At 28.4% G+C, this 8,873-nt stretch carries 5 protein-coding genes; 4 read left to right on the top strand and 1 reads right to left on the bottom strand.

Translation table 11 applies throughout. The annotated features are described in order from the left end of the window. Positions 1-3: 3 nt before the first annotated feature. Positions 4-1,803 (bottom strand): T9SS type A sorting domain-containing protein, encoded by a 1,800-nt coding sequence (locus FHG05_RS12020; protein WP_181369174.1) that lies wholly within the window; start codon positions 1,801-1,803, stop codon positions 4-6. 405 nt (positions 1,804-2,208) lie between these two features. Between FHG05_RS12020 and FHG05_RS12015 the strand changes: the two genes are divergently transcribed. The 4 genes from FHG05_RS12015 to FHG05_RS12000 are packed head-to-tail and all read left to right on the top strand — an operon-like array spanning position 2,209 to position 8,873. After that, the gene (locus FHG05_RS12015; RefSeq protein ID WP_140998275.1) at positions 2,209-4,158 is read left to right on the top strand and encodes a type I restriction-modification system subunit M; all 1,950 of its coding nucleotides are present in this window, start codon (positions 2,209-2,211) and stop codon (positions 4,156-4,158) included. 10 nt (positions 4,159-4,168) lie between these two features. Next, the gene (locus tag FHG05_RS12010) at positions 4,169-5,941 is read left to right on the top strand and encodes a DUF262 domain-containing protein (RefSeq protein WP_140998274.1); all 1,773 of its coding nucleotides are present in this window, start codon (positions 4,169-4,171) and stop codon (positions 5,939-5,941) included. Further along, on the top strand, positions 5,938-7,557 hold the full coding sequence (locus FHG05_RS12005) for a hypothetical protein (protein ID WP_140998273.1): 1,620 nt from the start codon (positions 5,938-5,940) through the stop codon (positions 7,555-7,557). Before FHG05_RS12010 ends, FHG05_RS12005 begins: the two co-directional genes overlap by 4 nt. Before the next feature lie 8 nt (positions 7,558-7,565). Next, positions 7,566-8,873, top strand: coding sequence for a restriction endonuclease subunit S (locus FHG05_RS12000; protein WP_140998272.1), 1,308 nt, complete (start codon positions 7,566-7,568; stop codon positions 8,871-8,873).

Raw genomic sequence — 8,873 nt, 5'->3', positions numbered from 1 at the left:
TAATTATAAAACAATTAGTTTGAAAACTTGTTTTTTCTCTTGATTAAGAACAGATATTAAATAAACTCCTGAAACAGGAAACGAATGAGTAAATTCATAATGTATAATTTCTTTAAACTGCTTTTGAAAAACAATTTTTCCACTATTATCATGAATAATTATCTCAATATTTTGACTCTTTGGATAAGTAAATACAAGACTAAACTTTTCACCAGCTTTGATAGGGTTAGGCTTTAAAACAATTTCTGAGTTAGCACTACTAGTATTTTTGTCAATTACTTTTACAGTATATTGTTTTGAGCAATCTTTATTAGTTACTTTAAAAATATAGTCCCCAGTTTGTTCAACAGTAATGTCTTTCTGATTTGAAATTACTTCATTATTAAATATCCATTCAAATTTATAATCAGATTTAGCATCTTTAATAATTACAGGAGTTATATTTTGATTGCCATTTTCAGAAAGTAAAATCTCTGTTGGCAATAAAATCTCAGTATTAGGAATCTCTTCTATAATGATTTCTTGAATGCTACTATTACCTATTTTATCAGAGACAACTATGTAAAAATTACCCGATCTGTTAAATGTTTTTGAAAATTTAGTATCATCCAAAGATTTCTTTTCAATTAAACGCTTTTGGCTATCTAAAATTTCAATACTATAAGCGGAAACACCTCCATTTAAAGTAAAATTATACACATATTCGTTTATATCACAATTCTTAACAACTTCATATTGGATAAAAATTTCAGGAAGTTTAACTATACTAAAATAATTTTCCTTTGATAAGTAAATATTTTTAAAAGTGACAAAAGTAGAATCTTCCTTTTTTAAAGGAATTAATTTAGCTTGGTGAATATTTATTAATCCTTCTTCAGTTTCAGAAAACACTAACCATAATTTTTTATTGCTTTTTTCACTAGATTCTATTTTTAATTCTTTTTTATTAATAGAAAAAGTATAGAAAAGTGAATCAAGTTGATAATCAAATTTTGAATACTGCAACTTCCAACTTCTTTCAAATGTTTCTAATTCACTCTCTGTAGAATTACTTTTAAAAAGAGTTGCTTTATCATTATCACCCCATAAGAGATAATTAGAGTGATTGTGTAAAATTTCTTTTTTAATTTTTAAAGTATCAAACGCTACATAAATGCCATCTTTTTCAGAATTTCCAGATTTTAACTGACGAAAATCAATAGTATAAGTATCAGTTATTCCTGTAACTCTTTTAGAAAAACCTTTATTTCTATTAGCATTCCAAATAGTATCTGTTTTAAAACTAATGTAGTCTTTCTCTTTATCTAAAGAAATTCCATATTTAATAGATAAGTAAGTTTCTATCTTTCTTATATTTATGTCACTCAAAACCTCTGGAAAATAAATCACTTCCAGCAATTGATTTTCCTCGATATTTTGATTTGTAAGTAAATCAATTATTAATTTATTTTTTGCTTTTATCGAGAGATTAGGATTATTAAAAGTATAGCTAATAATTTTTGCAGGGCTATCCTTAAATCTATGCTCCAAAATTAATTTTTTAAAAATTCCCTTATTAGAGATATCAATTTTGTTGGTTCCATAGTCTAACGTCAAAATTTTTGTTTCTAATTTTGGATTAGTGTTAAAAGCTATAAATAAAGTAGATTTTCCACTCAATTTGTTTTTTAAATCATCCAAATTCTCAATCTTTTTAACTGTTGGATTTTCATTAAAAAGAGCATTCTCTTTTTGATTTTTATCTGATTTAATCCAAATAGTAGATTTTTCAAATAATTTAGATTCTTGTGAAAAATTTTTCAATCCTACTATCAAAAATAGCATTAAGAATAGACACGAACTTCGAGTTAACAGCATATAAAGCAATCATTAAAAATTAAAAAACGAGCGAAATTAAGAATCAAAAAGAGTAGACATTAGACAGTGATTATTCCTCATAAAACACTAATTGTCATTAGTATAGATTTTTTTACATCTTTACTAAACCAAATTTAATTATTTAACCTATTCAAAAATCAAACAACTAAAAGTTTAACTTTTGATACATAAAAACTATAACAAGTGTTAAAAAAGCAAATTAAAACCGAATAAAAAATTGCACATTTTAGTCAAAAAAATCATTAGGAATATTTACAGGTAAACTTTACTTTTGAAAAGATTAGAAAAAGAGAAAATAACTCTCATATAATCTTCTTCAAAAAATTTACAATGAATAATTTCAAAGAAAAAGCAGACCTCATCTGGAAAGTAGCAGACTTATTAAGAGGTGACTACAAACAATCAGATTACGGAAAAGTAATATTGCCACTAACAGTACTAAGAAGATTAGATTGCGTTCTAGCTCCTACAAAAGATAAAGTACTCGACTATTTACCCAAAATAGAAAAACTAAAAGAAAGTGCTAAGGATGTAGCTTTAAATAAAATAGCGGGATTTAATTTCCATAATAAAAGTCAATTCAACTTCGATAAATTGGTAGCAGACTCTAATAATGTTGCTGTTAATTTAAGAAATTTCATAAACGGATTTTCTACAAGTGCTAGAGAAATAATTGAATACTTTAACTTCGATGACCAAATTGATAGAATGGACGATCCCAAAGCCGACATTCTATATCGAGTGGTAAAAAAATTCCAAGAAATAGATTTGTCAGATATGGAATCTATGGAAATGGGGTACGTTTTTGAAGAATTAATTAGAAAGTTTGCAGAACAATCTAATGAAACAGCTGGAGAACATTTTACACCTCGTGAGGTAATTAAACTAATGGTAAATCTTCTTTTCAATGAAGACCGTACAATACTTACACAAGAAGGGATTGTAAAAACATTATACGATCCTGCTTGTGGAACTGGTGGAATGCTTTCTATTGGAGAAACCTACATCAACGAACTAAATCCAAAAGCAGAATTAAAAGTTTTTGGTCAAGAAATCAATCCAGAATCCTATGCTATCTGTAAATCAGATATGCTAATCAAAGGACAAAACCCCTCTAATATAAAATTTGGAAATACATTTACTGTCGATGGTTTAGAAGATGAAAAATTCGACTATATGCTTTCCAACCCTCCTTTTGGTGTAGACTGGAAAAAAGCTCAAAAAATAATCACAGCCGAAGCAGAAAAAAAAGGGATGTCGGGTCGTTTTGGAGCAGGTTTACCACGTATCAATGATGGTTCACTATTGTTTTTACAACATATGATGTCTAAAATGAAACCTGATGGAACTCGCATTGCTGTAGTTTTTAATGGTTCTCCATTATTCACAGGTGCTGCTGAAAGCGGTGAAAGCAATATTCGTCGTTGGATAATTGAAAACGATTGGTTGGAAGCTGTTGTAGCATTACCGGATCAATTATTCTATAACACAGGTATTTCAACATACATTTGGATAGTGACAAATCACAAAAGTGAAGCTAGAAAAGGAAAAATCCAATTAATTAACGCTACAGGTGTTAAGGATGAAGAATTAGTTAAAGAAGGAAAATTAGATATAAATAGATTCTGGAATAAAAAAGACCGTAGTTTAGGGAATAAAAGAAAAGAAATTCCTGAAAATGGAACAACAAAAGGTATTGGATTCATTACGCAATTATACGGAAACTTTGAAGAAAACGAATTCAGTAAAATATATCCTAATGAGTTTTTTGGCTATGCAAGAATTACTATCGAACAGCCTGACTGGTTAGATGTAATGACAAAAGTAGCACATGATAAACAGGCATTTGTAGAGTTCTTAAACAATGCGTCAACAGAAGACCTCAACAAAGCAAAAGAAGATTTTATACAATTGTATAACATGCATCTCGAAGAAGGAAAATGGACACAAGAAGAAAACAAACTAACCATCGAAAACAATAAAGAAATCACAATAAAACCATCTTCTGCATTACGTGATTATGAGAATGTCGCTTTCTTAAAAAAAGACAGTACAGGTAAATTACAACCACAAAGAATTGAAGACTATTTTGAAGCTGAAGTTAAACCACATGTCTCAAACGCATGGATAGACCATAGCAAAACAAAAACAGGTTATGAAATTAACTTTACTAAGTATTTCTACGAATTCAAACCATTGAGACCATTGTCTGATATTAAAGCAGATATTTTAGCTTTGGAAGAAAAAACAGTGGAAGCAGAAAAAACAATATTAAACTAAAGGAAAGAACATGTTAAGTGCAAGCAAAGAAAAATTATTATCATTCTTAAATGGCTCTAGTCAATATATAATCCCTTTTTTTCAAAGAAGTTATGTTTGGAAAGTGGAAAACTGGTCAGAATTATGGGAAAATATTTTAGAAGAATATGAAGAATTAGTAATAAATAATAATCCTAAAAGCGAACATTTTATAGGAACAATTATTATAAAACAACTATTAACTTCTCAAGTTGGAGCCACTGAATACGAGCTTATTGATGGTCAACAGCGAATGACAACGATAAATCTTTTGCTAAAAGCATTTCATGATGCTACACCAGAAATAAGCGCTAAAACATGGATAAATAAGTTTTTAACTTTTGAAGATTCGTACGGTAACGAAAAAATTAGAATCCAACATAGCAAGGTAGATAGAGAACATTTTCAAACTATTATTCAAAATAAAGACAATAATCAAGAACTATGGGAAGAATATAAAAATTTACGAATAGATGAAGTAGAAAAGAGACTTGAAAATGAAAGTAGAATTGTAGGAGGATATATTTATTATCGTCATAAAATTGAAAACGAATGCAACATTGATGATGTAAGGAAGTATATAAATATTGTTATTGAAAAATTACCAGTTATTCACATGGCATTAAATGCTGATGATGATGTACAGCAAATTTTTGATACAATTAATTCACTAGGTGTAAAGCTTACAACAGCAGAATTACTTAAAAATTATTTATTTTCAGCAGTTGAACTCAGGGAATATTACGAGCCTTATTGGCAATCTGTTTTTGAAGCTGACGAAGATGCAATTGATTTCTGGAATAGAGAAAAAACATCGGGTAGAATTAGAAGAACTACTGTTGAATTATTTCTATATAGTTATTTAGTAATAAAAAAAGAAGCAAATGTAAAACTAGACACTTTGTTTAAAGAGTTTAAAAATCATTTAAAAGATTTATCTGTCGAAGATAAAATTGCTTTTGCGAAAGACATTAATGAATACGCAAAAGTATATGAAGAAATGCCTGATGGCGAAAACTTGGCAGAAATTAGCTTTGACCAACACGAAAAAAGATTCTTCCACTTAATACGAGAATTTGATGTAAATACTATATTCCCATTAATACTTTTAATTTATAAAGAAGTTTCAAACCTTGAAGAGAGAATCAAAATTTTGAGAGTTTTAGAATCTTACATTGCTAGAAGAACCATTTGTAAATTGACTACCAAAAACTACAACAATTTATTTATTTCCATATTAAGTGAGGTAAATGATATGGAAAACATAACAGCTAAAAACTTGTTAGAAAAACTAAACAGTTATGCTGAAGTAACTAATAAGTTTCCTGATGATGTCGAATTCAAAGAAGCATTTTTTGGTAAATACTTGATCAATAAATACAGCCGCGAAGTTTTATACTGTATTGCATTACATGATTTAAATCATGCCTATGTTGACAACCGAAAATTAAACTTTAGCGGTTTTAGTGTAGAACACATGATGCCTAAAAATTGGAACAAAAACTGGAAAACATTACCAGATGGAATAACCAAAGAAATACGCAGTGGTAAGTTACTTACATTAGGAAATCTAACGCTTATACAAGGAAAACTAAACAGCTCATTAAGAGATTCTAGTTGGAGTAATAAAAGAGCAAAATTAAAAGACTACTCTACTTTAAAACAAACTACAGACTATTTAGCAATTGAAAATTGGCAAGAATTAGAGATAGATAAAAGAGCTGAAAATCTTTATGCTGTGGCAGAATTAATCTGGAAAAAATGATGGAATTAAATTCTAATTTACTTTTTACTGATGCATTTGACGAAGAAAATTTCAACTCAACCAATGCTCGAGGTACTTATAATCCAATGCAATTCGTAATTAGATTACGAGAAGATATTCATGTGGCATTAAAAGAAGATGATTTATCACCAAATAAAATTCAGGCTTTTTCAACATTTCTGCATGAAAACATCCATTGGTGGCAACATGTAGGGTCAAATTTTGGTTTTATTTTAAGTTTAAGTTACCCAGCACTTTCTCACGCTGTACACGGAGATTTGAAAACACTTATAGAAAGAAATGAAAGGTATAAACCAATAATTAAGTATGACAATCATTATTTTAAGACCCATAAGAAATTAGATAACTATGAAGTAAATCGTATTTTAAATAATTATCACGATCTACTCTATGCAAAGTGGTTTGCTTATGACAATAAAAACATTCATAAAATAGTAAAAGATAGAAGGTTTTTCCTTTCAGTAGGACATTGTTATAGAATCTTATGGACAACATCCGTTCATACCCTTGCACATTGTTTAGATAAAGAGTATCAATTTTTACCCAATGTAACAAAATGGCTCGAAGAATTTAAGAAGTTAGAACAAAATAAAGTGGATGGTTTTTACATTGATTCAGCAATAGGGATAGCACCACTAGGCATAAAAGCCATCTACGAAGGTCAAGCAAGATTCAATCAATTACAATATTTAACTATAGCATCTGAAAACACATTAAAATACGACGACTTTAAAAAAAGTGGAATGCTTAATGGGATATATGTTGAAGCATTTGACTTGTTTTTGAAAATTACAAAAATAAATGTTCCAGCAGATTTTAATAATGCTACAATTGGATTGTTTTTATTAGTTTGTGATATTGCAATAAACCCTACTGAAGGTTTTCCGCATGACATATTTCATTTTGAAAGTTTTATCTATTCAAATGATCCAGGAATACGTTTTATTATGCTTTGCCAAGCAATAAGTAAAGATAAAACAGCATGGGAAAATTGTATTCAAGATTATTCCGCAGAAGAATACATAAAAAATAGTGAAAAATTATGTGACCTTATTTTTTGTCTGTCTCCTTATTTTGGCATAGAAGCGGTAAATAAATGGATTGAAACAGAATCCAGTATTAAAGAATTAATGGAAGAAGAAAAAAAAATGGATTTTAATTCAAATAATTTACCAATTCGTTTGTTTTTTTCTAAGTATTTAAAAATGCAACAAGACAAATTAAAATATCCAAATGTCTTTTGCTGGATTGGTAAGAGTATGACTAGCGAATGCTGTTCAGAAATAGAATTAGAAAAAGTAGTAGAACTTTTTGATAAGCATAGAGCACTTTACATAGACGATATAGATAAAGAAATTCATCCAATGCATTTTGACGAATTTCCATCAGAAAATATTGAAAAATCATTTAATGCATTTTATACATACAATACATCTTATGACATGATTCATAAATGGATTAAACAAGAGGGCGATTTTACATATGATTATGAATGGTTAACACCAAAATATACAAAAGAAGAAACAACAAAATGGATTCGAGAAAACTTTAAAGATATGTTTACTATCTATCCTGAAGATATTACTATCATATAAAATATAGAATGAAAAAATACGAAAAATACAAGCCAACTAATATAGAATGGATAGGTGATATTCCGGAACATTGGAAAATTTCAAAAGTCAAATATAATTTTTCTTTTAGAACAGGTTTTACTCCACCTTCTGGTAAAAGTGAATATTACAATGATGGTAATAATGTTTGGATAAATATTGGTGATTTAGATGGTAAATATATTTCAGATTCATCCAATAAAATTACAGATAAAGCTATTGAGGATTTAAACCCTACAATTGTTCCTAAAGGGTCTTTATTATATAGTTTTAAACTATCGGTTGGTAAAGTAGCATTTACAGAAATTGATTGTTATACAAATGAAGCAATTTTTTCTATTGACCCAGATAACGAAGATAATTTGGAGTTTTTTTATTATGCATTACCACAGCAAATTATTAAAAATGCAAATGAAAATATTTACGGTGCAAAAATTTTAAATCAAGAATTAATAAAAAATGCTGACTTAATTATTCCACCACCACACGAACAAACCTTAATAGCAAACTATCTTAATAAAAAAACACAAGAGATAGACCAACTCATCGAAGATAAAAAACAATTATATAAACTTATCAAAGAAGAAAAAACAGCATTAATTAATCAAGTAATTACTAAAGGAATAACATCAAGTCAAAATCTTAAAAATTCTAATATCGAATTTATTGGAGAAATACCTGAAAATTGGAACGTAAAAAAGATTAAACATATCGTTTCAAAAGTAGGTAGTGGTGTTACACCTTCTGGAGGAGCGAGTGTTTATGAGTTAACTGGAATTCCTCTATTACGTAGTCAAAATATCCATTTTGATGGATTAAGGTTAGATGATGTAGCATACATTAATGAAGACATACATAATTCTATGAAAAATAGTAAAGTGCATTCTGGGGATGTATTACTAAATATTACTGGTGCTTCGATAGGAAGATGTTTTTATGTTGATGAAACTTTAGGTGAAGCAAATGTAAACCAACACGTTAGTATTTTGCGTCCTAATAATAAAGTATTGACCAAATATTTGTATTATATTTTATATTCTAACATAGGTCAGGAGCAAATTAGAAAGGAACAAACAGGAAGTGGTCGTGAAGGTTTAAATTTTGAAGTTTTAAAAAACTTTCAAGTACCATTACCTGAAATTTCAGAGCAAGAGTCAATAATTAATTATATTGAATTGCATGCTAATCAAATGGAATTTAGGTTAATGAAAACAAAAAAATTAATCGATTTATTAACCGAATACCGTTCCGCTTTAATTAGTGATGTAGTAACAGGAAAAGTAAAGGTAATAGAATAA

The organism is Flavobacterium profundi, from assembly GCF_006491645.1.
Taxonomy (GTDB): domain Bacteria; phylum Bacteroidota; class Bacteroidia; order Flavobacteriales; family Flavobacteriaceae; genus Flavobacterium; species Flavobacterium profundi.
Note: the sequence above shows the minus strand (reverse complement) of the source record. Positions and strands in the feature narration are given on the sequence as shown.